The organism is Rhizomicrobium sp. (assembly GCA_037200385.1).
Lineage (GTDB): Bacteria > Pseudomonadota > Alphaproteobacteria > Micropepsales > Micropepsaceae > Rhizomicrobium.
The window spans coordinates 4472571-4495179 of record JBBCGL010000001.1 but is presented as its reverse complement, the minus strand read 5'-3'; the positions used below and the strand labels follow the sequence as shown (position 1 = coordinate 4495179).

Here is a 22609-nt window from a genome sequence, read left to right as displayed (position 1 = left end):
ACCGGTTGCCCTCTAGCCGTTGGGCATCAGCTCCCGGCGCCACGCCTCCAGGTCGTAATAGCCGAACAGCAGCTGCTCGATCCGGGCCAGCTGGCGTGCGTTCAGCCGCGCGCGGCCGCGGCCTTCCTCGCCGCGGTTGAAGCGATAGTCCTGCTTGTCCTTCCACGCCGCCGCGATCGCGAGCTCGCACATATCCTCCGAGCGCGGCAATCCGGAATGCGCCAGGAGCCTGTGCAATACGCCCGACGGGTCGCGCTGCAGGTCGCTGTAGCGCAGCACGCAGACGCGGTCCGGCGCCCGGTGCACATAGTCCAGCCAGGTCGCGAAGTAGCTCGCATACCAGGGCAGGATCGTGTCGATCATGAAGTCGGCCTTGGTCGCATCGCTCAGCCGCGCGAAGTCGGGCGGGATGGCGGCGTTCAGCCAATGGCTCGGAGAGGCCGGCTCGGCCGCGAGCATGTCGAGATAGGATGTGAGCATGTCGGGCACGTCGCGCAGCATGATGACGGGCTTGAGTCCCAGCGCTTCGAGGAAGTGGCGGTTCGCCGGCAGGGCCTGCATATGGACATGGGTCACCAGCGTGCTGTCCGGAAAGCCGCCGGCGAGATAGAGCACATAGACCGGCAGGTAAGGCGTGCCGTCGCGCCCGCCCTGGGCATGGACCACGCGCGTCAACTGGCCGTCGACCGCATAGATCGCCGCCGTCCGCAGGAAGGTCCCTGCGGCCTTGGGGGCGAAGGCGAGCAGGACGGAGGGCCGGCGGGCGCCGAGCGTCCTGAGATAGGCCGCCTGTTCGGGCTCGAAAGCACCGTCGCTGCCGGGAAGCAGAAACACCGCGGTGATGGCCTGCGCGTCGAGATCCTGGGACATGAAGGCGCTCCGGCTGCGGTCGCCGGCCGTTATCGGAGCGTTCGCTGCAGCGGCACCAGTTACAGGTCCGCCATTTGTCGCAGGATGTATGACGGTTTTGCGCCGTGACAAGTTGGGATGGCCGGCCCGCCGCGCATGACGGCAAATTCATGTTTGCGCGTCCGCGCGCGGGCGCGAAGTGGCCGGCCGCAACGCATGGGCCGGCCAGAGGAACTCAATGCATGTCAGGCCGCGCTTGCGTGGTGATGCCCATGGCCGCTGTGATCGTCGTGGCCGCCACCATGATGACCGTGATCGTCGTGCCCGCCATGGCCGTGATCATCATGGCTCCCGTGTCCGTGATCGCCATGGTCGCTCGACCCATGGTCGCCATGACCGGAATGACCATGCGTCTCCTGGGCGCCATGGCCGTGCCCGTCCTGATCGTCGCCCGTGTCGTCCTCGTCGTCGTCTTCGTCATGCGCATGGCCGTCTTTCGCGCCATGGTCATCATGTCCGTGATGTCCGTGCTCGCCATGACCATGGTCGTCATGACCGTGACCGCCATGATCCTCTTCATGGTGGCCATGATCCTTGTGATGTCCATGATCTTCGTGATGGTCATGGCTGTCATGGCCATGGTTGTGGTCGGGCACGGTCGGCAGCGGCTCTTCCTCGGCGGCGACCGGCGCCAGCAAAGGTGCGACAAGCGCAGAGTCGTCTTCGGGTTCGGGATCCTCATGACCGGTCACGGTGCGGTAGGCCGCAGCCGACGCGCCCGCCAGCAAGGCGCCGTTGATGATGGCGAGAACGGTGGTGAAGCCGGCCAGCAGGACGGCGTGGCCCGAGAGGAACTGCTGGATGAGCTGCGGATGATCGGCGGCCTTGGCCTTGTGCAGGGCCTGCAGCAGGGCAGCGACGTCGGCCGGACCGAGGAGGTAGTAGCCCGCCACGCCCGCGGCGATCGCCACCGGCAGGAAGGTGCCGATGAGGACGAAGAGGATGCGCAGCGTGCTGCCCCGCGTGATCTCCCAGGCGCGCGACAGGCGCGTGCGATGCTCGGCCGACGCGACAGGGGCCAGGAGGAACGCCAGACGCAGCATCGACAGCGCGAACCAGATCAGCAGGACGACTGAAAACGCGATCGCCGCCACCGTCGCGATCGGCACACCGTGCAGCGCCAGATTGGGCGCCAGCTTCGCGCCGAAGGCCTTCGCCGCGAAGAGCACGCCGAAGCACACGCCGAGAATGCCCAGATAGAGCACGATGAACAGCAACTCGAAGCGGATATAGCCGAAGAACAGGCGCAGCTCGCGCGGCCCGACGACGAAATGCGCCAGCGTCAGGTCCTTGCGCACGCCGAGCGCTTCCTGGGTCAGCGAAATGCCGATCACCGAGCGGATCAGGAGGAAGAACAACGCGCCGGCCAGCGCCGTTCCCACGGCGCCGGCGATCGCACCGGCGTCGGCGCCATGGACCGGCATCCAGGCATGCCGGTTCTGCAGCATGACGTAGTAGGCTGCACCGTAGATCAGCGCCGGCAGCCAAGCCGTTCCGATGATCTGAAAGAAACGGCCGAAGAGAAACTCGTAGGCGTGCGCGATGCTACCGCCGACCGGTACTCTGCTCATCTGATCCCCCAACCCCGAATACGCTCGGTTAACCCGGCGTTGACCTTACAGCAGGAGCGTGAACTCGATAAGACAGTTCCGGCTGGCATTTATGCAACGGCAGGTTCGGGCGACGCCGCCCGCTGCCAGTGCAGGGCCATGACAAGCGCGATGAAAAATATCGCGGCGGAGATGTAGAATGCCATGCCGGGCAGGATGAAGGGCGCGGCGGGGCTGACAAAATAGCCGAACAGGCTGGTCCAAATCAGCGGACCGCCGATGCTGGTCAAGTTTACGATGCTTGCCATCGCCCCTTGAAGCAGTCCTTGTTCGTCGGCCGGGACGGCACGTGACATCAGTCCTTGAACCGCAGGTTGCGCCACGGTCCAGCCGCTGATCACGAGCGGCATGAGGCAATAGACCATCCAGCCCCGGTCGGCGGCGCCATAGCCGATGCTCACCAATATGCTGACGCCCAGGCCGATCAGGATGGCACGGCGCTCCCCGATGCGCGGAATGAGCACGCGGGTAAACCAGCCTTGGCCCACGACGAAGGCGACGCCGAAGAGCGCGAGCGAGATGCCGATCTCCGTCGAATTCCAGTGGAAGCGATAGCCGGTGTAGAGCACCCAGATCATCTCGGAGACGCGATTGGCGAAGGTCGCGAGCACGAAGATGGCCAGCAGCGGATAGATCGAGGGATAGCGCCCGATCTCGCGCAGGGCACCGACCGGATTGGCGCGCGCGAACGAGAATCCCCTGCGGTGCTCCGGCGCCAAGGATTCGGGCAGAGCGAAAAGCCCGAAGGCCAGATTGGCGGCGCAGAGCAGCCCCGCGACGACGAAAGGCAGGCGCAGGTCGATGCCCCCGAGCAGGCCGCCCAGCACCGGACCGGTGATGAATCCGACGCCGAAGGCCGCACCGATCAAGCCGAAGCTCTGGGAGCGCTTCTCGGGCGGCGTGATGTCGGCAAGATAGGCGCCTGCCGTCGTAAAGGAGCCGCCCATGACCCCGGCGAGGACGCGTGCCAGCGCCAGCACGAAAAGTCCCGGCGCGACGGCCATCAGAAGATAGGTCAGCGCGGAGCCCGCCAGCGAGGCGAGAATGACCGGCCGCCGGCCATAGCTGTCCGACAATGCGCCGAGCAGCGGCGCGAAGACGAACTGCGCGATGGCATAAAGCGATACGAGGAGACCGAACACATAGGATGCGTTCGACACGCTGCCGTGCTGAAATTGCTCCACCAGCCGCGGCAGGATGGGATAGGCGAGCCCGACCCCCAGCATGTCGATGAAGACGACGGCCAGGACGAGAACCAGACGGATGTTGCGCAATCTCGATGCTTCCCAATGCGGCTACTCCGCCGCGATCATTCCACCTCACGCGACGAAGTCACGACCTTGCCCGACAGCGCCCGATAGGCGAAGGCCGCGGGCGCAATCATGAGACTCGACGTCAGCGGCGCCGCGACCAGGCCGATGCCGGCGAGCACGGGCATGTGCGGCAGTGTGCTGCGCAGATCGGCTGCGAATTGGCGAAGGAGGTCAGCCATCGTAGCGGGAGGCGGACCGCCTGCCGGCGCGCCCGGCCCGAGGATGACCGCGTTGGCGATGTCCAGCGCGACGAAGAGCGGGACGACGCAGGCCACCCCGATCAGGAGTATCCGCCAGAAATTGCCTTCGGTCAGTTGCCAGCTGCGGATGAGCCCGATGTCGGCTCCGCCCAGAACCGCGGGAATCAGCAGAAAGCTGAGCCGAATGACCGCGAAGACCAGCGCGAAAAGCCCGACCAGCCATAGCAGCAGCGAAACCGAGCCCAGCAGCGATGCAGCGCCGGACCGCGCGGCGACGACCGCGAGCACGCCCGTAGCCAGGCCCAGAAAAAGAAGAAACAGCATCGCCAGGACGTAGATGGCGATATATCCCGCGAAGATCTTCAGCTCGGTCCAGCCGAGCGAGAAATAGGCGAGCGCACTGCCCTCGCGCAAGCCGAGGATCTGTCGCGTGAGCGCCGCACCGTTCATCGCGAAGACCAGCAGCGACAGGAAGAAAAACGGCAGCGGCAAGAGCGCCGCCGGCCCCGTGGGCAGGCCGCCGGTCTCCAGCGCTTGCGCCAGCACGGGATAATAGGCGCGCAACACGAAGAAGCTCGCGACCGCCTGGATCAGCGTCGGAATCCAGAGCAGGCCGATGACCGTCCCGATCTCGCCGAAGGTGAAGCCATAGGCGAACCGGATGGTGGCGCCGACCGGAAGTTTGTTCATGCGGCGACCTCTGGCGCGCCGCTCTCGCCGTAACCGGTCACGGATCTGTAAGCGGCTGCCGCGGCGCCGACATTGAGCGCAGTCGTCAGAATGGACTGGATGAGCTGGAGAGCCACAAAAATCGGCAGGACCTTTCCGACCATCCGCAACATATCCTCCAGCGTCTTCTGCGCGGATTCCGGATGCGACGGCAGGGATCCCAGATCCGTGACGACGAAAATCTGCAGGATCGAGGGGAGCACGACGGATGTGACCAAGGCGAGCGGCAAGGTCACCAGCAGGACCGTGCCGACGATGCGCCAGAAATTGCCGCCGCCGAGTTGCCAGGATCGCCCAAGACCGATCCGGTTCTCGGCCACGACGACAGCAGGAAGGAAAAAATACAAACGGACGAAGCTATAGATGTAGGCGAGCGCCGCGACGATACCGAGTACGACCGCCGTAATGATGGAAGCTTGCTGCGAAACGCCGTTGAGCAGCGCTGCTGCGATGGCGACCAGGAGGACGGCAAGGATTGCGCCGCCATACGCCATGATGAAGAGCAGACAATAGGCGCCGATGAGGCGCCAGACCTGGCCGCCGAGCGAAAAGAAAATGAAGACGGGTCGCGGATGCAGCCCGAGCGCCTTGCGCATCATGCCGACAACCACCATCGCCGTCATCAGGAGCACCAGCGGCACGACCAGCGCGTAGCTGCCGAAAAAAGAAACCATGAAGGCCTGTATCTCCGCGGGATCCGGCCTCTTGCCGGCAGCCTTGGCGGCATCCGCGGCGTTCATGAAAGCGATGAAGACAGGCCACATCCGATAGAGCAAGGCACCGACGGCAGCCGACAGGATCAGATAGGGAAACCAGGCGATGCCGATGATCGAGAGGATGTTCGAAAAGGCAAATCGGTAGGCACTGGATATCGTGTTTTCGAATGGAATCTTCATGGCTTTCCCCCGCGCAGTGGAGCGATACTAGGGCGCGCGTATCCGCTCGGCAATTGACAGCCATGCTGCAATGCCGCGAAGCGGCGCCGTGACATATTCGCGACGGCTCGGCTAAGGTCGGATCGAGGCGGCAGACGAGGGTTGGATGGAGTTCGAAGCGTATGCGTCCTATGACGCGCTGGGCCTGGCGGCACTGATCAAGGCCAAGAAAATCAAGCCCGCCGAAGTCATGGAAACGGCGATCGCCCGTGCCGAGACGCTCAACCCCGCGCTCAACGCCATCGTCTTCGCCGACTATGACGGTGCGCGGACTGCGGCGAAGGGCAAGCCGGCCAAAGGCGTGTTCGCCGGCGTCCCGATGCTGCTCAAGGACATGCGCGCCAATGTCGTCGGCTGGCCGACCCGCTCGGGCTCGCGCTATGTCCCCGCCGTGGCGGCGACGGTGGAGTCGGGCACCGTCACGCGCTTCAAGGCCGCGGGGCTCATCCCCTTCGGCAAGACCAATGTACCGGAGTTCGGCATCCTGCCGACGACGGAAAGCCGGCTATACGGCCCAGCGCGCAATCCGTGGAATCGGGAGCATTCGACGGGTGGATCGTCCGGCGGCTCGGCCGCGGCCGTCGCCGCCGGAATCGTCCCCATCGCCCATGCCACCGACGGCGGCGGCTCGATCCGCATTCCCGCCTCGGCCTGCGGCCTTGTCGGGCTGAAATCGACGCGCGGCCGGATCAGCCAAGGGCCCGAAGCGGCCGATGCCACCAGCGGGCTTTCCATGGACGGCGTGGTGACCAGGAGCGTGCGCGACACCGCCGCAGCGCTCGATGCGCTGTGCGGCATCGATTATGGCGATCCCTATTGGGCACCACCGCCGGAGGGTTCCTATCTCGAGGGCATCAAGCGCAAGGGCAAGCGCCTTCGGATCGCGGTCAGCACGAAGATGATGAACGGCACGCCGCACGATCCGGAGGTCACCGCCGCGGTCAAGAGGACGGCCAAGCTGTGCGAGAGTCTCGGTCATCATGTCGAGGTAACCGATCCACCGGTCAACGCCAGCGAGCTGGTCGGAGCGTTCTCGACCATCTGGTCGGCGAATGTCGCCTATGGCCTCGCGATGCTCGAGCGGATGACCGGTCTCGCGCCCTCGCTGCAGCTTGTCGAGGGCCTGACCTGGGGGCTTTATGAGATGGGCAAGACGGTGAGCGCGGTGCAGCTGACCGAGGCGCGCCAGACGATGATGCGGGCGGGCCGGGTGATCGCGAAATGGCACGAGACCCATGATTGCTGGCTCACCGCGACGCTGGGCCGGCCGCCGATGAAGCTCGGCACGATCGACATCGACGAGACCGACGTGCAGAAGGGCTTCGCGCCCAATTTCGGCTATGTGCCGTTCACTTCGATGCAGAACGCCACCGGCACACCGGGCATCAACCTGCCGCTCAACTGGAGCAAGGACGGCCTGCCGATCGGCGTGCAGTTCACCGCGCGGGCCGGCGGCGAGATGACGCTGCTCAAGCTCGCCGCCGAACTGGAAAAGGCCGCGCCCTGGGCGCATCGCTATTCGCAAGTGAGGATCTGAGCATGGGGTTTCCGCAATACGCCGATTACGACGGCCTGGGGCTGGCGCATCTGGTGCGCAAGGGCGAGGTCACGCCGCTCGAGCTCCTGGATGAAGCGATCGCGCGGATCGAGAAGCACAATCCGACGCTCAACGCGGTGGTCTACAAGGCCTATGACGAGGCGCGCGCGGTCGCCAAGGGCAAGCTGCCCGACGGACCGTTCAAGGGCGTGCCGTTCCTGATCAAGGACATCTCGATGGAGGTCGCGGGCTGGCCGATGACGAATGGCAGCGCCCTGCTCCAGGGCTATGTCTCCGCCGCCGATTCCGAGCTGACCAGGCGCTACCGCGCCGCCGGCATGGTGCTGGCGGGCAAGACCAACACGCCGGAGTTCGGCATCCCCGGCACGACCGAGGGCCGCTTCCTCGGCAATTGCCACAATCCGTGGAATCCGGACCACAGCACCGGCGGCTCGTCGGGCGGCGCGGCGGCGGCGGTGGCGAGCGGCATCGTGCCGATGGCGCATGCTTCGGATGGGCTGGGCTCGATCCGCATCCCGGCGGCGCAATGCGGCCTGTTCGGCATCAAGCCGACGCAATTCCGCAATCCCGGCGGGCCGGACGACCGCGGCCGGGCGCATGGCCTGATCTGCGACCACATCGTGAGCCGGACGGTGCGCGACAGTGCCGCGATGCTCGACTGGACCGGCACGCCGGAGGACGACGCGCCCTATGCGCCGCCGCCGAAGACGCGGCTCTACACGGAGGAGCTCGAGACGCCGCCGGGAAGGCTGCGCATCGCCTACTGCAACCAGACGATCCAGGACACGCCGCTGCACCCCGAGGTGCAGGCCACGTTCGAGGCGACGGTGAAGCTGCTCGGCGAACTGGGGCATACCATGATCGAAAAGCCGGTGCTGGGACCCAATCTGCGCAAGCTTTACAAGGCACAGGGCTTCGTCTCCGGCGCGATGGCGGTCGTCGGTTACGAGGACTGGGCCCAGAAGATGGGCCGCGAGCTCAACGAAACGACGCTCGAATGGCTGGCGCTGATCGGCTATCGCGGCGCGAAGGAATTGAGCGCCAAGGACGCCGCCTGGGGCCTGCAGACGATCCGGCTGATCGGCCGCGAGATCCTCGCGCTCTATCGCGAATTCGACGTGCTGCTGCAGCCGATCCAGATCACGCCGCCGCCGCCGCTCGGCTTCCTCGACCCCACCATGGTGCGGGCGCGCGAGTTCAATCGCCGCCAGGGCCAGACCTTCGGGCCGACGCCGCTCGCCAATCTCACGGGCCAGCCTTCGATGTCGGTGCCGATGGGCCTGTCCACCGACGGGCTGCCGCTCGCGATGATGTTCAGCGGCCGCTATGCCGACGAAGCGACGCTGTTCCGCCTCGCGGCGCAGCTCGAACAGGCGCAGCCCTGGATCGGGCGCAAGCCGCCGATCTGGAATTGAGCGTGAAAGCGGTCGCCCTGTTCGCCGCGTTCGCCGTCGCATGGGGCGGCGCGCTGGCGGCCGGTCCGCTGAAACCGCCGCCGGCGCTCGATGCTGTACGCCAGGCGCTGGCCCGGGCGGCGGCGGCGCATGACCGCAAGGGCGTCGCCGCGCTGATCGCATTCCCGCTGACGCTCGACAATTACGGCTCCCCGCCGACCCTGAGCGAGGCAGCGTTCCTGAAGAACGGCGACTATTTCGCGATCCTGTTCGGCGGCGGCGATCCGGACGTCCTCAAATGCATCGCGACCGCGCCGCCGGCACGCCAGCTCGACGGCAAGGAGCTGGGCGCCGGCGCCTGGGTGGCGGACTGCAACGGCAACGAATTCATCTTTGCCCAGCGCAACGGCGCCTGGCGGCTCACCGCCTATCAGAACATCAACGAATAGGCTTGCGGCACCAGAAACCGTACATGCCCGCGAACAGGGTCGGATTGCTGCGCTCGAGCGCCGCCCAGGCGGAACGGTCACGAAAGTGCAGATCGTGCGGATGCGCGGCGCGGTAGCTGGCGCGGCGAGCGCGATTGGGCAGATCGAAACCGAGCAGTTCCAGGCCAAGCGCGTCGAGAGCACGGCCGATGCGCGGCACGTCGAACGGGTCTTCATGCCGGTGCAGCAGCAGGTCGTGCACGCCGGCGAGCGTGAAAAAATCGACGGAGGCGAGCGAGCGCATGGCGCCTTTTTCCATGGTGCGGCGCCGCGCCTCGCGCAGGAGATCGTCGTCCAGCGAACGGTCCAGCAGGTCGGCGAACGATCGGCGCATCGCCTGGACGCGCAGCCGCGCGATCCGGCTGTAGACCATGATGTGCATCACGCCGCCGGGCTCCAGCACCCCGGCCAGGGCCGCCCAGCCCGCCTCCGGATCGGGCAGATGATGCAGCACGCCGCTGCAGGAGATGTAATCGAACCGCCGTCCGAGCGCGGCAACGGCGTGGAGGTCCATCCGGATCAGCTCGATGCCGTGCCAGCCGGCCTGCGCCAGGCGATCGCCGGCATAGCCGAGGCTGTGCGAACTGAGGTCGATGGCCGTGATCCGCGATTCGGGATGACGCGCCGCCAGCAGGGCGATTTCCCGGCCGGTGCCACAACCCGCGACCAGGATGGACGGATTCGCCGGAATGGTGTCGGGGCCTTCGGGATCGACGCGGCGGATGACGGCGGCCAGCGGCGTCGGCGCGCGGCGCGTGACGCGGCTCCACTGCGGATAGGGCCATCGCTCGTACTGATCGGCGACGGCGACGGTCGTCGAATCCGCGAAGCCGCCACCGGTCGCCGCAGCGAGCCGCGGAACGATATAGGCGCCCGCGAGAGGCGTGCCGGACGCCGCCGCAAGACAGGCGCGCTCTTGTTCATCGAACAGCCAGGCGCCGCCATTGTGTCCGGCTTGCCGGACCAGCGCCTGCACGGCCCGCGGAAAATCCGCCGCGTGCCCGCCGAGCAGAAGCCAGCGGCGCAGCGCGGTCAGCCTGTGCTCGACGGCGAGCGTCGTGACGGGGGTTTCTTCCAGAAGCGCTTGGACAAGGTCATCGCGTGCGACGATGGCGGCAAGCGCAGGCAGTTCGGCCGCGTCGAAGGCGGGATCGGTCTGCGCGGCATGCCACCCGGCGCGCGCGACAGATGCGGGATTGACGGACGGATCGCGCACCAGGCCCAGCAGGCCTGCTCGCTGCGACGGAAGCGCAAATTGCGGCCCGGCATGGAGCAGGTCCGCGAGCAGTGCCTTGGCGTCCACCGCGTCCGGCGCCGCGGCGTAAAACGCCCAGGCGTCGACCAGCGCCAGGTCGAGGCGGCCGCCATCCCAATGGGCCAGTGCTGCGGCGTGGAGCGGCGGTTTCGGCGACATGGGAACACTGTCGCCCGGCCGGAACGGAGCAACAAGGTCGACGCCGGCGCCCGGTTTCGTGTATCAGGCCCGCATGACGAGCGAACTCCACATCATCGGCGGCGGACTGGCCGGCAGCGAGGCGGCCTGGCAGGCGGCCGAAAGCGGCACAAGCGTGGTCCTGCACGAGATGCGCCCGGTACGCGGCACCGAGGCGCATATCACCGACGGGCTGGCCGAACTGGTGTGCTCCAATTCCTTCCGTTCCGACGATTGGGAGAACAATGCGGTCGGGCTGCTGCACGAGGAGATGCGGCGCGCCGGCTCGCTGATCATGCGCGCCGCCGACGCGCACCGCCTGCCGGCGGGCGGCGCGCTGGCGGTGGACCGGGTGCCGTTCTCGCAGACCGTCACGCGCCTGCTCGAAGCTCATCCCAACATCGCGATCGCGCGCGAGGAGATCGCAGGGCTGCCGCCCGAGGCGTGGCGGTCCACGATCATCGCGACGGGACCGCTCACCTCGCCGCCGCTGGCCGAGGCGGTGCGCAGCCTCACCGGAGAGGATGCGCTGTCCTTCTTCGACGCCATCGCGCCAATCGTGAATCGCGAGAGCATCGATTTCGACATCTGCTGGATGCAATCGCGCTACGACAAGGGCGACGGCGCCGACTATGTGAATTGCCCGATGAGCCGCGACGACTATGAGGCCTTCATCGCCGCGCTGCTGGCGGGCGAGAAGACCGATTTCAAGGACTGGGAAAAGACCACGCCCTATTTCGAAGGCTGCCTGCCGATCGAGGTCATGGCATCGCGCGGGCCGGAAACGCTGCGCTTCGGGCCGATGAAGCCGGTGGGCCTGCAGGATCCGCGCACGCCGCATCGCGCCTACGCGGTGGTGCAGTTGCGCCAGGACAACGCGCTCGGCACGCTGTGGAACATGGTGGGCTTCCAGACCAAGCTCAAGCATGGCGAGCAGACGCGCATCTTCCGGATGATCCCGGGCCTGCAGAACGCGACCTTCGCGCGGCTGGGCGGGCTGCATCGCAACACCTTCATCAACTCGCCGCGCCTGCTGGACGCGCAATTGCGCCTGAAGGCGCGGCCGTCGCTGCGCTTCGCGGGACAGGTGACGGGCGTCGAGGGCTATGTCGAAAGCGCCGCCATCGGCCTGCTCGCGGGCCGCTTTGCGAGCGGCGAGCTGGCGGGCCGCGACGTCCAGCCTCCGCCGAACACGACGGCGCTCGGTGCCCTGCTCGGCCACATCACGGGCGGCGCGGACGCCAAAACCTTCCAGCCCATGAACGTCAATTTCGGCATGTTCCCGGAACCGCCGCCGAAGACCCGCGGCAAGGAACGCAAGAAGGCGCAGTCGCACCGCGCCATCGCCGATCTCGAGGCCTGGCTCGGCCATGCCAAGGTCGCGGCGGAATAGTCAGACCCGGCCGCGCACCGCCGCGGCCAGCAATCGCATCTGGCGGCGGTGGACCGCAACGTCCGGCGAATGCGCGAGCGGATCGAACCCGCGCTTTGTCACGCGCCGCAGGAAGAGCCCGGTCAGCGAAGCCGGCAGATAGGCCGCCAATTCGGCGCGCGGCTGGCGCAGCGCGCGGGCCTTGGCGAGATGCTCGCGCGCCCAGAGCGCCATCTGCGCGACGACGGCCTTGACCTTGGCGCGCTCATGGCCGTGGAAAAGCTGTTCCTTCGTCAGGTCGACAGCGTTCAGAAGGCTCTCGGGCAGGAAGCTCTTGTGGCGGGCCGCGTGATGCGGAAGCGAACGCAGGATTCCGGCCAGCGCATAGGCCGTCCCGCCCGCGCGCGCCAAGGCGTCGTCCGGCCGGCCCAGAATGCCGGCCGCGAGGCGCATCAGGTTGCCCGAGGTCGCATCGCAATAGGCCTCGACCGCGGCGCGGTCCGCGAAGATCTCGGCCGCGGAATCGAACGCGCGGGCCGCGAGCATCGCCTCGAACGGTTCGGCCGGCAGGTCGACGGCGAGGAACAGATCGGTCAGCGCCCGCGCGACGTCGTGGTTGCGCGGCATGCCCTGGCGCGCCCCGGCCAGCGTCTCGCGCCACCATTCGAGCCGGATCTCGCCCATCATCGGCTCGCGCACCGTATCGGCGACGCGCGCGATCTCCACATTGAAGGCGTAGAGCGCGAGCAGCAACGGCCGCTTGTCCGCCGGCGCGAACAGCGTCGCGAGATAGCGGTCGGGATCGGCACGGCGGACGAGCTGGGCGACGGCGGTCATCGGTTCAGCAACGAAGAAGCCGCCGGATCGCTCCGGCGGCTCGCTTCCGATCTCGGCCCGCCGTCAGGCGAAGAGATGCGTTGCACCCACCATGCAGAACAGCATGGGGATGGAAAGCAACGTGTTGATGCGGCTGAACAGGCCGGCGGTCTTGGCCGAAGCGTCCTTCGCCGGCTGGGCGAGGTCGGGATAGGCATTGGCGATGTTCAGCGCCTTCTGCTGGTTCGGCCAGATCACGAACCAGACGTTGAACCACATGATCGTGCCCAGCCACATGCCGATGCCGATGATGATGCTCTTCTCGTCGCCGAAGGCGCCCGCCGGGTCGACCGCGTCGAGCGTGTAGGCCTGGACGAGGTAGCCGTTGCGCCAGGCGAGGATGATGCCCAGCACGATCGTGCCCATCGCCGCCCAGCGGAACCAGAACAGCGCGGCCGGCGTGATGAACTTGCCGAGCGCCGGCTTCAGCTCCGGCGGGATCTTCGGCATGGTCGGCGTCGAGACGAAGTTGAAATACCACAGCAGGCCGATCCACATCACGCCGCAGATGACGTGCAGCCAGCGGATGGTGAACAGCTCGGTCGCCGCCGGGCTGAACGTCGCGCCGGCCAGTTTCCAATGCAGCACGAACACGAGGACCGCCAGCACGAAGCCCGCGATCACGACATTGCGCAAATTCCCGAAAAAGGCCGCCATGGACCATCCTCCCCTATGAGTCTGGCCGGACTCTAGGCGGTTCCCGCGGGGTTTTCAGCCCTTTTCTCCGCAGGGTGATCCGGCGCCCAGGGCTAGATGGTCAGCCGCTTGGGACGCCGGATGTTCAGCCAGGCGATGACGATCAGGCGCGTCACCATGACGGCGGTGAAGAACGAGGTCGCGATGCCGAGGCCGAGCGTCACCGCGAAGCCGCGGACCGGTCCGGACCCGAGCTCGAACAGGATCAGGGCGGCAATCACATGGGTCGAGTTGGCGTCGGTGATGGTCGTCCGCGCCCGCTGGAAGCCCTGGTCGATCGAGGCCAGCATGCTGCGGCCGTTGCGCTGTTCTTCGCGGATGCGCTCGAAGATCAGCACGTTGGCGTCGACCGCCATGCCCATGGTGAGCACGATGCCGGCGATTCCCGGCAGGGTCAGGGTGGCGCCCATCAATGTGAGCATCGCCAGCAGCAGCACGATGTTGAGGACCAGCGCGACATTGGCGAACAGGCCGAACAGGCCGTAGCGCAGCACCATGAACAGCGCGACCAGGAGCAGGCCGGCCAACGCGGACAGCCGGCCCGCCTTGATCTGGTCGCCGCCGAGCTCGGGACCGACGGTGCTTTGCGCGACGACCTTGAGCGGCGCGGGCAGCGCGCCGGCGCTCAGCAGCTGCGACAGGTCGCTGGCGCTCTGGATGCTGAAGGAGCCGCTGATCTGGCCCGAGCCGCCCAGGATCGGCTCCCGGATGGACGGCGCCGAGATGATCTCCTTGTCGAGCACGATCGCGAAGCGCTGCGTGCCGCCCGGATAGGCCTTGGTGACGTCGCCGAACTCCTTGGCGCCGACGCTGTCGAAGCGGAATTCCACCACCGGCTCGTTGTTCTGGTCGAAGCCCTGCTTGGCGGAGGTCAGGCGGTCGCCCGCGACGATGACGCGCTTCTCGACCACGATCGTGAGGCCGGAGCGGACGCCGTTCTTGTCCGCCGCCAGCGGCAGGACCTCGTCGCCCAGCGGCGGCGACCGGTGCGACGCCTCGTTGCGGTCGGCAGCTTCGTCGACCAGCTGGAAGCTCATCTTGGCGGTCTTGCCGAGCAGCCGGATCAGGCCTTGCGGATCGCTGAGACCGGGCACCTGCAGAACGATGCGGTTGTCGCCTTCGCGCTCCAGCGTCATCTCGCGCGTGCCGGTCGGGTCGACGCGCTTGCGCACGATCTCGATCGACTGGGCCACGACGTCCCGCTCGGTCTGCGCCTTGTAGGTGTCGGTCATGTGCAGGGTGTAGAGACCCTGTCCGTCGTCGGAGAAATCATAGGCCCGGGCGCCGACCGACAGCAGGCCGCCGCTGGCATAGGGATTGAGCGCCTGGATCAGCGTCTTGGCCTCGTCGCGGCGCTTGGGATCGGTGATCCGCACGGCGATGGAATCGCCGGTCACGGGCGTGAAGACATAGGCGATCTGCGGGTGCGCCTTGCGCATGGCGCGGCGGATGTCGCCGGTCAGCGATTCCAGCTTGTCCTTGATGACGACGTCTGTCTGGACCTCCAGCAGGAGGTAGGAGCCGCCCTGCAGGTCGAGGCCGAGCGCCACGGTCTGCTTGGGCAGCCAGGACGGGATATGGGCGCGCACGGAGGCGGGCAGCGCGTTCGGCAGCGCGATGGCGATGCCCGCCAGCACGATGACGGATACGAGAATGCGGACCCAGTTGGAGACCTGCAGCATCGCGCGTCAGCTCTTGTCCGACTTGGTGTCGACCGGCTGCGACTTGGCACGGATCTCGGCGAGCGTCGTCTTGACCACCTTGATCTGCACATTGTCGGCGATCTCGACCGTCACTTCGGCGTCTTCCTTGACCGGGGCCTTCACGACGCGGCCGATCACACCGCCCGCGGTCACCACCGTGTCGCCGCGGCGCAGATTGTCGATCGCCGCGCGATGCTGCTTGGCCTGCTGCTGCTGAGGGCGCAGGACCAGGAAATAGATGACCGGCGCGATCAGAATGAGCATGCTGAGCGGATTGGCGAGGAAATCTTGCATCAGGTGTCCGAAGGAGTTTGGCCCGCGCGAGCCGGGCTCACGCTTGCGCGGTTTTTCGGGCGCGAATATAGCGGTGCGGCCCTCCTTTGCAACCATGAGAAAACAAGGCCTTAGCGGATGCCCAAGCCTCGAAAACCTGTTTCCGGCGCCGGTGACGGCGCGACGCTGAAGCGGATCGCCGCGGCGCTGGAGCGGCTGGCACCGGGCGCGCTCGCGGCCGCGGCGCCCGCCGGCGGCGACGCCTTCGTCTGGGAGCCGGGCCATGGCGGGCTGATGGCGGTGGCGCATGTCGCCGCCATGCCGCTGTCGCTGCTGAAGGGCATCGAGGCGTCGCGCGACACCCTTCTGGAGAACACGCGGCGCTTCGCGCACGGCCTGCCCGCCAACAACGCGCTTCTGTGGGGCGCGCGCGGCATGGGCAAGAGCTCGCTGGTGAAGGCGGCGCATGCCGAGGTCAATCGCGGACTGAAAGGCAAGGCGCGGCTCGTGCTGGTCGAAATCCACCGCGAGGAGATCGGCAGCCTGCCGCAGCTCCTGCGCCTGCTGCGCGGCGACGGCCGGCGCTATCTGCTCTATTGCGACGACCTGTCCTTCGACCGCGACGACACCAGCTACAAATCGCTGAAGGCGGCGCTGGAAGGCGGGCTCGAGGGGCGGCCGGAGAACGTGCTGTTCTACGCGACCTCCAACCGGCGCCATCTGATGCCGCGCGACATGATGGACAATGAGCGTTCCACCGCGATCAATCCCTCGGAAGCGGTCGAAGAGAAGGTGTCGCTCTCGGACCGTTTCGGCCTGTGGCTCGGCTTCCACAATTGCGGGCAGGACGAGTATCTCGCGATGATCGACGGCTATGCCGCGCATTACGGATTGATGCTGGAGAAGAACGAGCTCTACCGGCGCGCCCTCGCCTGGGCGGCGGGACGCGGCGCCCGCTCGGGCCGCGTCGCCTGGCAGTTCATCCAGGACCTGGGCGGCGAGCTGGGGAAGACGCTTTAGGATCGAGTTGCCATCCTTCGAGGCTCCGCTTCGCGGAGCGCCTCAGGATGACGATTTCATCCAAACGTCATCCTGAGACGCCCGCCGCAGGCGGGCCTCGAAGGATGTTAGCTCGCGCGCGACGCAGCCAGCAGGCTGCGCGGGTTGACCGGCTGCACGCCCTTGCGGATCTCGAAATGGAGCTGCGGGCTCGTCACGTCGCCGGTCTGGCCGGAATAGCCGATGACCTGGCCCTTCTCCACATGGTCGCCGCGGTTGACCGTGATGCGGTCGGCATGGGCGTAGGCGGTGACATAGCCGTCGTCATGCTTGATCAGCACGAGATTGCCGTAGCCGCGCAGCTCGTTGCCGGCATAGCTGATCTGGCCGGAGGCGGCGGCATGGATCGGTGTGCCGACCGGCGCGGCGATGTCGATGCCGGCATTGCGCTCGCCGCTGACATTGCTGCCGTAGTCGGCAACGACCGTGCCGGCGAGCGGCCAGCCGAAGGCCAGCGCGCCGGCCGGCGGCGCGTAGGTCACGGGCTGGACCGCCGGCGCCGGATTGTTCGCGGCGTTGTACCAGGCGGGCGTCGAATTGGGTTTGGCCTTCGGTACCGGGCAATCGAGCGCGACGCGCTGCACCGGCGCACGATGGACGCGGCGCGGGGCCGGCGGCGCGGCGGTGGCGATGCGGCTGCGCGGCGCGTGGTGATCGGACGCCGGGTACCAGTCGAGCTGGGTGCGCGGACTGTCGGCGACGCAGCCGCTCAGCAGGCCGGCAGAGAGAAGAACGGCGGCGGCCAAGGCGCCCTTGCAGGAAATCCGATCCATATGCGTTCTCGCAACCTCACGGTAGGCCCGACAGCATCGGGACGAAGACGACAGGGATGAGGACTTCTTCCGTCATGCCTGTCCCGGTGCGGATCATCTTCGTCAAACGTTGCGAAAACCTTTCCAACGGCGCGGAACTGTCCGAATCCGGGACACCCCCTACAGGCGCAACGAGGATTCCGCCCGGCTTTAACTGTTCGATAAGGATTAACGGCACGCGTTCGGCCGCCGCCGACAGGATGATGCGGTCGAACGGCGCCTGTTCGGCCCAGCCTGCGAAGCCGTCGCCATGCCTTGTCGCGATGTTGTGCAGGCCGAGCGCCTTGAAGCGGCTCTGCGCCTGCGCCAGCAAAGGCTTGTGCCGTTCGACCGTGTAGACGCGGCGGCACAGCGGCGCGAGCACCGCGGCCTGGTAGCCGGAGCCGGTGCCGATCTCGAGCACGCGGTGGCCCGGCTGCACGTCGAGCTGCTGCGTCATATAGGCGACGACGAAGGGCTGGCTGATGGTCTGGCCGCAGGCGATGGGCAGCGCCGTGTTGTTGAAGGCCGCGTATTGCAGCGGCTCGTCGACGAAGGCGTCGCGCGGCGTGCGCTCGATCGCGTCCAGCACGCGCGGGTCGAAAATACCCTGGCCGCGCAATTCCATGATGAGCTGGATCCGGCGCGGGTCGACGGTCATCGGTTCAGGCCACCACCACCGTTGTCATGGCCCGCCGGAGTGCGGGCCATGACACCGAGGGGGTTATGACGACAGTGCCCATCTGTCTACGCCAGCGCGATGTCGCCGAGCTTCTCGCGCAGGGTCTCGACCACCTTGAACTCGGTGAGGTTGAGGTGCAGCGGCGTCACCGCGATCCGCTTGTTGTAGACCGCGTGCAGGTCGGTGCCCCGCGGCGGGTTCGAGCGGACGCGCTTGAAACCGATCCAGAAATAAGGATTGCCCCGCGCGTCGACGCGGCGCTCGAGCGCCGCGGTCTGCAGGTCGCGCTTGCCCTGGGCGGCGATGTCGATGCCCTTGACCTCGCTCGGCGCGGCGTCCGGGAAGTTGATGTTCATCAGCACGTCGTCGGGCCAGCCGGCTTCCACCAGCTTCCGGATCAGCGGCGGGCCCTGGACCTCGCCGCACTCCCAGCGCACCGCGTCGCCTTCGGTCCAGCCATAGGACTGGCTGAGCGCGATGGACGGGATGCCGAGCGCGCAGCCTTCCATCGCGCCCGCGATGGTGCCCGAATAGGTCACGTCGTCGGCGATGTTGGAGCCGCGATTGACGCCGGAGAGGATCAGGGTCGGCGGCTTGTCCTTCATCACATGGGCGCAGGCCATCATCACGCAGTCGGTCGGCGTGCCGGTGACCGCGAAGCGGCGCGGGTCGACCTCGCGCAGGCGCAGCGGCATGGTGAGAGTGAGCGAGTGCGAGGCGCCGGACTGCTCGGTCTCGGGCGCGACGATCCAGACGTCGTCGGTGAGGGCGCGGGCGATCTTCTCGGCGGCGACCAGGCCGGGGGCGTGGATGCCGTCGTCATTGGTGACCAGGATTCGCAGGGGCATCACAACATCTGGTCCTTCGATCGCGGAAAACGCAGCCGCTTGATCTTTGTTTGCCGGCTCGGCCACCGGGCTGTGTCTACGACAGGGCCGGGCGATTTCAAAATCCGCGGTTCAATTCGCCCGATTCCGGCGCAAGCGATTGAGTGGAAACGCAAATCCTGGAGGATAAGTTTTACGGCCGGGGCGCGCCGCTTCGGCAATATAATTGTTCCACCAAAATCTCGAGGGGGTACCCCCGTCTATCCTCCGTCTTTCGCCGGTCGTGGCGTGGACGAGAGAGATGGGCGCGGCGCGGACGGGTTCAAGGCGCGTGCCGTCACTTTCCTCCCCCGTGTTTACGGGGGAGGAAAGTGAGCTATTTCGTCTCGATCTTCTCGAGGCCGCCCATATAGGGCTTGAGCGCGTCGGGGATCGCGATGCTGCCGTCGGCCTGCTGGTAGTTCTCGACCACCGCGATGAGCGTGCGGCCGATGGCGAGGCCGGAGCCGTTCAGCGTGTGCACCGGGCCCTTCACCTTGTCCCCGCCTTCGCGACCGGCACCGCGGTAGCGCGTGTTCATCCGCCGCGCCTGGAAATCCCCGCAATTCGAGCAGGAGGAGATCTCGCGGAAGCGGTTCTGCCCGGGCAGCCAGACCTCGATGTCGTAGGTCTTGCGCGCGCTGAACCCCATGTCGCCGGTGCACAGCGTGACGACGCGATGGCTGAGGTCGAGACGCTTGAGGACCTCCTGCGCCGCGTCGGTCATGCGCTCATGCTCTTCGTTCGATTTCTCCGGCGTCGTGATGGAGACGAGCTCGACCTTGTCGAACTGGTGCATGCGGATCATCCCGCGCGTGTCTTTGCCCGCGGCGCCGGCTTCCGAACGGAAGCACGGTGTGTATGCGGTGAAACGCAGGGGGAGTTCGGTCTCGGAGAGGATTTCGCCGTTGACGTAGTTGGTGAGCGGGACTTCGGCGGTAGGAATGAGCCAAAAAATATCCTGATCGCTAACCATCTCGGCCTTGGCTGTCATGAGCGCAGCGCCATAGCCTTTGACTCTTTCTTCTTCAAGGAGCTTCGCAGCAGCACGGCTCAGACGCTCCCAATACTCAACACTTCGGTATGTAGGGAACAAATCGTCCTTGAACTTCGGAAGTTGCCCTGTTCCAAACATCGCAGTGTCGTTCACCAACAACGGGGGTACGACCTCTTCATAACCGTACTTCGTCGTGTGCAGGTCGAGCATGAAGCTCGCCAGTGCGCGATTGAGGCGGGCGAAGGCGCCTTTGAGATAGACGAAGCGGGCGCCGGAGACCTTCGCGGCGCGCTCGAAATCCATCAGGCCGAGCGCCTCGCCGAGCGCGAAATGCTCCTTCGGCGCGTTGATGCCGCTCGCGGCGATCCGCGTGGCTTTGTAGTGGCGCGCCGCGACCGGGACGTTGTCGTCCTCGCCGTCGCCCTGCGGCACGTCGTCGGCCGGGATGTTCGGGATCACGGCGAGGGCGGTCTTGAGCTCGGCTTCGAGATCGCGCTGGCGCTGCTCGCCCTGCTGGATCGCGTCTTTCAGGCCTGCGACCTCGGCCATCAGGGCGGCGGCGCCGGCCTCGTCCTTCTTGGCTTTCGCCTGGCCGATCAGCTTGGAGGCTTCGTTGCGCCGCGCCTGCTTCTGCTGCAACTCGGTGAGGAGCGCGCGCAGCTCCGCGTCGAGCTTGAGGAGCTGGCCGGCAATCGCCCCGCCCTCGCCGCCGCCACGCCGGTCGAGCCCGGCGACGAAGGCGTCGGGGTTGTCGCGGATGGACTTGATGTCGTGCATGGCGGGCTCCTGAGGGCGCGTAATGGCATGGGGCGCGCGACGGGTCAAAAACCTGCCTTGTCATCCCCGGCGAGGCGTGCGCCAGCACGCCGAGGGAAGGGTATCCAGGCGGGCGATACACCGCTCCACCACATCGCTGCGCGATGTGGTCCCCCCGCCGATTTCGCCGCCGCGCAATCGGCCTTCGCACGCTGTCGCTACGAAGCCCCCGCAAACACGGGGGAGGAAAAGGGCGGCGCGTTCTGGTTTCCTCCCCCGTGGTTACGGGGGAGGTGGCTCGCCGCGGCAGCGGCGAGACGGAGGGGGCAAGCGCCATGCGGCGAGGCGAGCGCAGATCGCGGCCATTCGCGAAAGACTTGCGCCGGCGGATGACCGATGCGGAAGTGATCCTGTGGTCGCGGCTGCGGCAGTCGCCCGAGCTGCGCTTCCGGCGGCAGCATCCGATCGGACCCTATATCGCGGATTTCGCCTGCGTGCCGCGCTGGCTGATGGTCGAACTCGATGGCGATACGCACGCGTCGGAGGAGGATCGCCCATGACCGCAAGCGCGATGCGTTCATGATGTCCCGCGGCTGGCGGGTTCTGCGAATTTCCAACCAGGACGTCTATCTGCGGCTGGAGGATGTGTTGGGCGGGATATTCGGTGCTCTGCGGCTCCCCCCTCCACCATCGCTTCGCGATGGTCCCCCTCCCCCGTAACCACGGGGGAGGAAACTCACGCCGCCGCCGCGTCCTTCCTGGCCTTGTCGCGTTCGATCAGGCGGACCAGGATCACCGAGATTTCGTAGAGCGCCACCAGCGGCACCAGCAGGCTCAGCATCGAGAAGGCGTCCGGCGGGGTCAGGACGGCGGCCACCGCGGTCATCCCGACGATCGCATAGCGCCGCATCGAACGCAGCTGCGCCGAGGTGACGATCCCGACCCGGCCCAGCAGCGACAGCAGGACCGGCAACTGGAAGCACAGGCCGAAGGCGAAGATCAGCGTCGTCACGAAGTCGAGATATTCGCTGACCCGCGCCTGCAGCTCGATCCCCATCGTCGCGCCCGTGCCGGTGGTCTCGAAACTGTGGAAGAAGCCGATGGCGTTGGGCAGCATCACGTAGAAGACGAACGCCGCGCCCGCGACGAAGAGGAACGGCGTCGCCAGCAGGAACGGCCAGAAGGCGTTGCGCTCGTGCCGGTAGAGGCCCGGCGCGATGAACAGCCAGACCTGCGCCGCGACGACCGGGAAGGCCAGGCAGATGCCCGCGAACATGCCGACCCGCACATAGGTGAAGAAGGTCTCGGTCAGGCCGGTCGCGATCATATGGCGGTTGGCCGGCTCCTTGATCGTGGCGTAGAGCGGCTCGGTCAGGAAGGCGAAGATCGGCTTGGCGAAATAGAAGCAGATGCCGAAGCAGACGAGAAAGGCGAGGATCGACCAGATCAGCCGCTTGCGCAGCTCGACCAGGTGCTCCATCAGCGGCGCCTTGGTCGCCTCGATGGCCGCTTCGTCATCCGCCGACGGCTTGTTCATGGCGCGGGCGGCTCATAGCCCGTGACCGCCAGCGGCTCCGGCGCCGTCGCGGCCGTCGTCACCTCGAACTCGCCGGCGCGCGGCTCGGGCCCGCCATCGGGCAGCGGATCGAGCGTGACGCCGCCGGGCGGCGGGACGTTCGAGGCCGGAGACTTCATGTCGTCGGGCACGATGGAGCGGTGCAGGTCGCGCTCGATGTCGGAGAGCGGATTGCCGACCCGCAGGCTCTCGATCTCCTTGCGCAGCTCGTCGAGCTCGGACTGGCGCGCCATGTCGTCGAAGCTCCGGCGGAACTGGTCGGCCATGGCGCGCGCCTTGCCGGTCCATTGCCCGACGATGCGCATCAGGCGCGGCAGGTCCTTCGGGCCCACCACGACGAGGGCGACGATCAAAAGGACGAGGATGTGGCTCCAGGAGAAGAAGTCGAGCATGC

The 22609-nt window shown here is 66.9% G+C and carries 22 protein-coding genes; 6 read left to right on the top strand and 16 right to left on the bottom strand.

The features are described 5' to 3' along the window. Nucleotides 1-12 precede the first annotated feature (12 nt). From WDM91_21640 to WDM91_21620, 5 genes are all read right to left on the bottom strand, one after another. A complete protein-coding gene (locus WDM91_21640) occupies nucleotides 13-870 on the bottom strand; it encodes a sulfotransferase domain-containing protein (protein MEI9997214.1) in 858 nt (285 codons plus the stop codon). Between the two features lie 224 nt (nucleotides 871-1094). Beyond that, a complete protein-coding gene (locus WDM91_21635) occupies nucleotides 1095-2480 on the bottom strand; it encodes a hypothetical protein (GenBank protein MEI9997213.1) in 1386 nt (461 codons plus the stop codon). An 89-nt stretch (nucleotides 2481-2569) separates the two neighbouring features. Continuing rightward, entirely contained in the window at nucleotides 2570-3793 is a 1224-nt protein-coding gene (locus WDM91_21630; protein ID MEI9997212.1) for a TCR/Tet family MFS transporter, read from the bottom strand. Between the two features lie 35 nt (nucleotides 3794-3828). Then, the gene (locus tag WDM91_21625) at nucleotides 3829-4722 is read right to left on the bottom strand and encodes a hypothetical protein (protein MEI9997211.1); all 894 of its coding nucleotides are present in this window, start codon (nucleotides 4720-4722) and stop codon (nucleotides 3829-3831) included. Further along, the gene (locus WDM91_21620) at nucleotides 4719-5657 is read right to left on the bottom strand and encodes a hypothetical protein (protein ID MEI9997210.1); all 939 of its coding nucleotides are present in this window, start codon (nucleotides 5655-5657) and stop codon (nucleotides 4719-4721) included. Before WDM91_21620 ends, WDM91_21625 begins: the two co-directional genes overlap by 4 nt. Nucleotides 5658-5802: 145 nt before the next feature. Between WDM91_21620 and WDM91_21615 the strand changes: the two genes are divergently transcribed. The 3 genes from WDM91_21615 to WDM91_21605 are packed head-to-tail and all read left to right on the top strand — an operon-like array spanning nucleotide 5803 to nucleotide 9097. Beyond that, a complete protein-coding gene (locus WDM91_21615; protein ID MEI9997209.1) occupies nucleotides 5803-7233 on the top strand; it encodes an amidase family protein in 1431 nt (476 codons plus the stop codon). Between the two features lie 2 nt (nucleotides 7234-7235). Beyond that, complete coding sequence (locus tag WDM91_21610) at nucleotides 7236-8669, top strand: amidase family protein (protein MEI9997208.1); 1434 nt, start codon at nucleotides 7236-7238, stop codon at nucleotides 8667-8669. Nucleotides 8670-8671: 2 nt separating this feature from the next. Continuing rightward, the gene (locus tag WDM91_21605) at nucleotides 8672-9097 is read left to right on the top strand and encodes a hypothetical protein (protein ID MEI9997207.1); all 426 of its coding nucleotides are present in this window, start codon (nucleotides 8672-8674) and stop codon (nucleotides 9095-9097) included. Here WDM91_21605 and WDM91_21600 read toward each other — a convergent pair. After that, nucleotides 9087-10550 carry a class I SAM-dependent methyltransferase gene (locus WDM91_21600; GenBank protein ID MEI9997206.1) on the bottom strand — a complete coding sequence of 488 codons (1464 nt, stop codon included), beginning with the start codon at nucleotides 10548-10550 and terminating at the stop codon, nucleotides 9087-9089. The two genes, WDM91_21605 and WDM91_21600, sit on opposite strands and share 11 nt — an antisense overlap. 73 nt (nucleotides 10551-10623) lie before the next feature. Between WDM91_21600 and trmFO the strand changes: the two genes are divergently transcribed. After that, entirely contained in the window at nucleotides 10624-11961 is a 1338-nt protein-coding gene (gene trmFO / locus WDM91_21595; protein MEI9997205.1) for a methylenetetrahydrofolate--tRNA-(uracil(54)-C(5))-methyltransferase (FADH(2)-oxidizing) TrmFO, read from the top strand. Here the strand turns inward: trmFO and WDM91_21590 are convergent, their stop codons facing one another. From WDM91_21590 to yajC, 4 genes are all read right to left on the bottom strand, one after another. Then, complete coding sequence (locus WDM91_21590; protein ID MEI9997204.1) at nucleotides 11962-12777, bottom strand: phytoene/squalene synthase family protein; 816 nt, start codon at nucleotides 12775-12777, stop codon at nucleotides 11962-11964. Between the two features lie 63 nt (nucleotides 12778-12840). Further along, the gene (locus WDM91_21585; protein MEI9997203.1) at nucleotides 12841-13473 is read right to left on the bottom strand and encodes a urate hydroxylase PuuD; all 633 of its coding nucleotides are present in this window, start codon (nucleotides 13471-13473) and stop codon (nucleotides 12841-12843) included. A gap of 92 nt (nucleotides 13474-13565) precedes the next feature. Further along, on the bottom strand, nucleotides 13566-15194 hold the full coding sequence (gene secD / locus WDM91_21580; protein MEI9997202.1) for a protein translocase subunit SecD: 1629 nt from the start codon (nucleotides 15192-15194) through the stop codon (nucleotides 13566-13568). Between the two features lie 6 nt (nucleotides 15195-15200). Beyond that, a complete protein-coding gene (yajC, locus tag WDM91_21575) occupies nucleotides 15201-15509 on the bottom strand; it encodes a preprotein translocase subunit YajC (protein ID MEI9997201.1) in 309 nt (102 codons plus the stop codon). Nucleotides 15510-15626: 117 nt separating this feature from the next. Here yajC and WDM91_21570 point away from each other — a divergent pair, with 117 nt between their 5' ends. Next, nucleotides 15627-16508, top strand: coding sequence for an ATP-binding protein (locus WDM91_21570; GenBank protein MEI9997200.1), 882 nt, complete (start codon nucleotides 15627-15629; stop codon nucleotides 16506-16508). Nucleotides 16509-16615: 107 nt separating this feature from the next. On the opposite strand, the gene WDM91_21565 is transcribed toward WDM91_21570, so the two are convergent. The 4 genes from WDM91_21565 to serS form a co-directional block, all read right to left on the bottom strand. Continuing rightward, nucleotides 16616-17320, bottom strand: a complete 705-nt coding sequence (locus WDM91_21565) for a M23 family metallopeptidase (GenBank protein MEI9997199.1) — start codon at nucleotides 17318-17320, stop codon at nucleotides 16616-16618. A gap of 16 nt (nucleotides 17321-17336) precedes the next feature. Then, nucleotides 17337-17999, bottom strand: coding sequence for a protein-L-isoaspartate(D-aspartate) O-methyltransferase (locus WDM91_21560; protein ID MEI9997198.1), 663 nt, complete (start codon nucleotides 17997-17999; stop codon nucleotides 17337-17339). 86 nt (nucleotides 18000-18085) lie between these two features. Then, nucleotides 18086-18868: a 5'/3'-nucleotidase SurE gene (gene surE / locus WDM91_21555; GenBank protein ID MEI9997197.1), complete on the bottom strand. Its 783-nt coding sequence runs from the start codon at nucleotides 18866-18868 to the stop codon at nucleotides 18086-18088. 355 nt (nucleotides 18869-19223) lie between these two features. After that, on the bottom strand, nucleotides 19224-20660 hold the full coding sequence (gene serS / locus WDM91_21550; protein ID MEI9997196.1) for a serine--tRNA ligase: 1437 nt from the start codon (nucleotides 20658-20660) through the stop codon (nucleotides 19224-19226). 143 nt (nucleotides 20661-20803) lie between these two features. On the opposite strand from serS, the gene WDM91_21545 reads away from it, so the two are divergent. After that, nucleotides 20804-21199, top strand: a complete 396-nt coding sequence (locus tag WDM91_21545) for a DUF559 domain-containing protein (protein MEI9997195.1) — start codon at nucleotides 20804-20806, stop codon at nucleotides 21197-21199. A gap of 176 nt (nucleotides 21200-21375) precedes the next feature. Here WDM91_21545 and tatC read toward each other — a convergent pair whose 3' ends face one another. Further along, entirely contained in the window at nucleotides 21376-22176 is an 801-nt protein-coding gene (gene tatC / locus WDM91_21540) for a twin-arginine translocase subunit TatC (GenBank protein ID MEI9997194.1), read from the bottom strand. Next, nucleotides 22173-22607 (bottom strand): Sec-independent protein translocase protein TatB, encoded by a 435-nt coding sequence (tatB, locus tag WDM91_21535; protein ID MEI9997193.1) that lies wholly within the window; start codon nucleotides 22605-22607, stop codon nucleotides 22173-22175. Before tatB ends, tatC begins: the two co-directional genes overlap by 4 nt. Between the last annotated feature and the right edge of the window lie 2 nt (nucleotides 22608-22609).

Excerpts from the sequence above, each read along its gene's own strand:
- serS (MEI9997196.1), bottom strand. The coding sequence starts at position 20,660 with ATGCACGACATCAAGTCCATCCGCGACAACCCCGACGCCTTCGTCGCC.
- WDM91_21615 (MEI9997209.1), top strand. The coding sequence starts at position 5,803 with ATGGAGTTCGAAGCGTATGCGTCCTATGACGCGCTGGGCCTGGCGGCA.
- WDM91_21640 (MEI9997214.1), bottom strand. The coding sequence starts at position 870 with ATGTCCCAGGATCTCGACGCGCAGGCCATCACCGCGGTGTTTCTGCTT.
- WDM91_21585 (MEI9997203.1), bottom strand. The coding sequence starts at position 13,473 with ATGGCGGCCTTTTTCGGGAATTTGCGCAATGTCGTGATCGCGGGCTTC.
- surE (MEI9997197.1), bottom strand. The coding sequence starts at position 18,868 with ATGCCCCTGCGAATCCTGGTCACCAATGACGACGGCATCCACGCCCCC.
- trmFO (MEI9997205.1), top strand. The coding sequence starts at position 10,624 with ATGACGAGCGAACTCCACATCATCGGCGGCGGACTGGCCGGCAGCGAG.
- WDM91_21570 (MEI9997200.1), top strand. The coding sequence starts at position 15,627 with ATGCCCAAGCCTCGAAAACCTGTTTCCGGCGCCGGTGACGGCGCGACG.
- WDM91_21545 (MEI9997195.1), top strand. The coding sequence starts at position 20,804 with ATGTGGTCCCCCCGCCGATTTCGCCGCCGCGCAATCGGCCTTCGCACG.
- tatC (MEI9997194.1), bottom strand. The coding sequence starts at position 22,176 with ATGAACAAGCCGTCGGCGGATGACGAAGCGGCCATCGAGGCGACCAAG.
- WDM91_21590 (MEI9997204.1), bottom strand. The coding sequence starts at position 12,777 with ATGACCGCCGTCGCCCAGCTCGTCCGCCGTGCCGATCCCGACCGCTAT.
- tatB (MEI9997193.1), bottom strand. The coding sequence starts at position 22,607 with ATGCTCGACTTCTTCTCCTGGAGCCACATCCTCGTCCTTTTGATCGTC.
- WDM91_21625 (MEI9997211.1), bottom strand. The coding sequence starts at position 4,722 with ATGAACAAACTTCCGGTCGGCGCCACCATCCGGTTCGCCTATGGCTTC.
- secD (MEI9997202.1), bottom strand. The coding sequence starts at position 15,194 with ATGCTGCAGGTCTCCAACTGGGTCCGCATTCTCGTATCCGTCATCGTG.
- WDM91_21565 (MEI9997199.1), bottom strand. The coding sequence starts at position 17,320 with ATGGATCGGATTTCCTGCAAGGGCGCCTTGGCCGCCGCCGTTCTTCTC.
- WDM91_21560 (MEI9997198.1), bottom strand. The coding sequence starts at position 17,999 with ATGACCGTCGACCCGCGCCGGATCCAGCTCATCATGGAATTGCGCGGC.
- WDM91_21600 (MEI9997206.1), bottom strand. The coding sequence starts at position 10,550 with ATGTCGCCGAAACCGCCGCTCCACGCCGCAGCACTGGCCCATTGGGAT.
- WDM91_21620 (MEI9997210.1), bottom strand. The coding sequence starts at position 5,657 with ATGAAGATTCCATTCGAAAACACGATATCCAGTGCCTACCGATTTGCC.
- WDM91_21635 (MEI9997213.1), bottom strand. The coding sequence starts at position 2,480 with ATGAGCAGAGTACCGGTCGGCGGTAGCATCGCGCACGCCTACGAGTTT.
- yajC (MEI9997201.1), bottom strand. The coding sequence starts at position 15,509 with ATGCAAGATTTCCTCGCCAATCCGCTCAGCATGCTCATTCTGATCGCG.
- WDM91_21610 (MEI9997208.1), top strand. The coding sequence starts at position 7,236 with ATGGGGTTTCCGCAATACGCCGATTACGACGGCCTGGGGCTGGCGCAT.